Here is a 2,539-nt window from a genome sequence, read left to right as displayed (position 1 = left end):
TAGCCTTCGTAGCGTAGCTCGCTGTCGTAGTCGTCCTCGACGATCCATGCGCGGTGCGTGCGCGCCCATGCCAGCAGCGCATTGCGCCGCGCCATGCTCAGCGGCATGCCGAGCGGGTACTGATGCGACGGCGTGACGAATGCGGCGCGCGCATCGGGCGCGACGCGGATGCCGGCGTCGACGTCGAGGCCGTCGGCGTCGACCGGCACGCGCACCATCGCATCGCGCCGCCCGGTGCTTTCGAGCAGCGCGGTGATGCCGCGATAGGCCGGATTCTCGACCCATGCGCGGTCGTTTGCGCCGAGCAGCACCTGGCTCGCGAGATGCAGCCCCTGCTGCGTGCCGCTCGTGATCACGACCTGGCCGGCATCGCAGCGCACCGAGCGCGACCGGCGCACGTAGTCGGCGATCGCTTCGCGCAGCGGCAGCGCGCCTTGCGGATCGGCATAGCCGGACGGCGCGCCGGCGCCGCGGGCGCGCAGGCGGTTGCCGAGCCGGCGCCAGATGTCGTCGGGCGCGGTGAGGCCGAGCGGCACCGAGATCGCGAACGGCATCGCCGGCAGCGGGCTGAATTCGCGGGCGAGCCGCGCGAAGGCGGCGGCCGGTTCGGGCAGGGCGTGGCGCGCCGGGTCCACGCGCGGCGTGGGCGATTCCGAAGTGTTGCCGGGCGATGGTTCCGCGAGCGCATTCGCGACCCGCGTGCCCGCGCCGCCGCGCGATTCGAGAAAGCCTTCGGCGATGAGCTGCGCGTACGCGTCGACGACGGTGCCGCGCGCCACGTGCAGTGATGCTGCCAGCAGCCGCGTGGAAGGCAGCGTATCGCCGGGCCGGACGTCGCCGCGGCGCACCGCGTCGCGCAGCGCCTGCGCGAGCTGGCGGCTCAGGTCGCCGGCCGCGCGGTCGAGCACGCCGAGCGACGGGATTTCGACGATCCGGGCCGTTCTTGCCATGATTCTGGTCTGCTGAAATTGTTTCAAACCGGCTCTACAGGATAAACCAGTTTGAGATCACAATCGAACCATGACGGGCTAGCACCCTCGCCATTTCCCACCCCGCACGACCGTGGAGCCGACATGTACGTCCCCGCCGATTTCAACGAACCCAACCCCGACGCGCTGCGCGAACTGATCGTGCAGCATCCGTTCGGCAGCCTGATCACGCGCGGCAAGAACGGGCTCGACGCGAACCACATTCCGTTCGAACTGATGCCCGACGACGGCGGGCTCGGCGAACTGCACGCGCACGTCGCGCGGGCGAATCCGGTCTGGCAGGACGTCGCGGACGGCGACGAGGTGCTCGTGATCTTCCGCGCCGGCGACGCATACATCTCGCCGAACTGGTATCCGAGCAAGCACGTCGCGCATCGGCAGGTGCCGACGTGGAACTACCGGGTCGTGCATGCGCACGGCCGCATCACGGTGCGCGACGACGAGAAGTTCGTGCGCGGCGTGGTCGCACGGCTAACGCGTACGCATGAGGCGTCGCAGCCGGTGCCGTGGAAAATGGGCGACGCGCCGCCCGACTACATCGACACGATGCTGCAAGCGATCGTCGGGCTGCAGATCGAGATCACGCGGCTCGTCGGCAAGCGCAAGCTCGGGCAGAACAAGGCCGAGGCCGATATTCGCGGCGCAGGCGAAGCGCTGGTCGCGGACGGGAAGCTCGTGATCGGGGAGGCGATGCTGGCGGAGGCCGACGCGAAGCGCGAATGAGCGCGTGACGCGAGCGGGCGCGGGCCAGTATCGCGCCCGCTCGCCGCCCAGGTCACTGCGTGCGCGTCGCACTCTTCATCCCTTCCCCTGCCTGCGTGAGTGCCCCCCGAATCGCCGCCTCCGTCTTGTCGTACCCGCCTTCGCCATAACGCGTATAGACGATCTTGCCGTTCGCATCGATCAGGTACAGCGCGGGCCAGTACTGATTCCCGTACGCGCGCCACGTGTCGTAGCGGTTGTCCTGCGCGACCGGATAGCGGATATCGAAGCGCCTGATCGCATCGGCGACGTTGCCCGCGTCGCGCTCGAACGGATATTCCGGCGTATGCACGCCGACCACGACGAGCCCCTGGTCGCGATACTTCCGATACCAGTCGTTCACGTACGGGATCGTATGAATGCAGTTGATGCACGAATACGTCCAGAAATCGACGAGCACGACCTTGCCGCGCAACTGGTCGAGCGTCAGCGGCGCGCTGTTGTGCCAGCGGTCGATGCCGGTGAAAGCGGGCGCCGTCATGCCGGCCGGCGATGCCTGCACGCCCGCGTCGTCGCGGGTGCCGGCGAAGGCGGCGAGCCCCGCCGTGGCGGCGAGGGCGATGACGAGGGCGGCGGTCTTGAGGCGGGGCAGCATGGCGTTCTCCTGATCTTTGCGGGCCGCGGCGCGAGGGCGGCGGCCCGACGGGTTTCGACAGGCCCCATTAGGCGGCGCCGACGTATCTGCGATGTGTCCGGCGCGCCGCGCATGTGCAACGTTGTGTGTCGCCACGCTGGCGCGATACATTGGGATACAAACGCGTGCCCGCCGTGCGGTATAACAGCGGACA

At 69.0% G+C, this 2,539-nt stretch carries 3 protein-coding genes; 1 reads left to right on the top strand and 2 read right to left on the bottom strand.

Going from position 1 to position 2,539, the window contains the following annotated elements; translation table 11 throughout:
• Nucleotides 1-950: PLP-dependent aminotransferase family protein (locus tag JMF90_RS33100; protein WP_201326006.1), on the bottom strand; the 950-nt coding region annotated here is incomplete at its 3' end.
• Nucleotides 951-1,073: 123 nt separating this feature from the next.
• Here JMF90_RS33100 and JMF90_RS33095 point away from each other — a divergent pair.
• On the top strand, nucleotides 1,074-1,712 hold the full coding sequence (locus JMF90_RS33095) for an FMN-binding negative transcriptional regulator (RefSeq protein ID WP_011546936.1): 639 nt from the start codon (nucleotides 1,074-1,076) through the stop codon (nucleotides 1,710-1,712).
• A gap of 52 nt (nucleotides 1,713-1,764) precedes the next feature.
• Here JMF90_RS33095 and JMF90_RS33090 read toward each other — a convergent pair whose 3' ends face one another.
• Nucleotides 1,765-2,346, bottom strand: coding sequence for a thioredoxin family protein (locus JMF90_RS33090; RefSeq protein ID WP_011546937.1), 582 nt, complete (start codon nucleotides 2,344-2,346; stop codon nucleotides 1,765-1,767).
• Nucleotides 2,347-2,539: the final 193 nt, after the last annotated feature.

This window comes from Burkholderia sp. E168m23 (genome assembly GCF_016586125.1).
In the GTDB taxonomy this organism is placed as follows: Bacteria; Pseudomonadota; Gammaproteobacteria; order Burkholderiales; family Burkholderiaceae; genus Burkholderia; species Burkholderia orbicola.
This window is presented reverse-complemented; position numbering and strand designations above follow the sequence as displayed.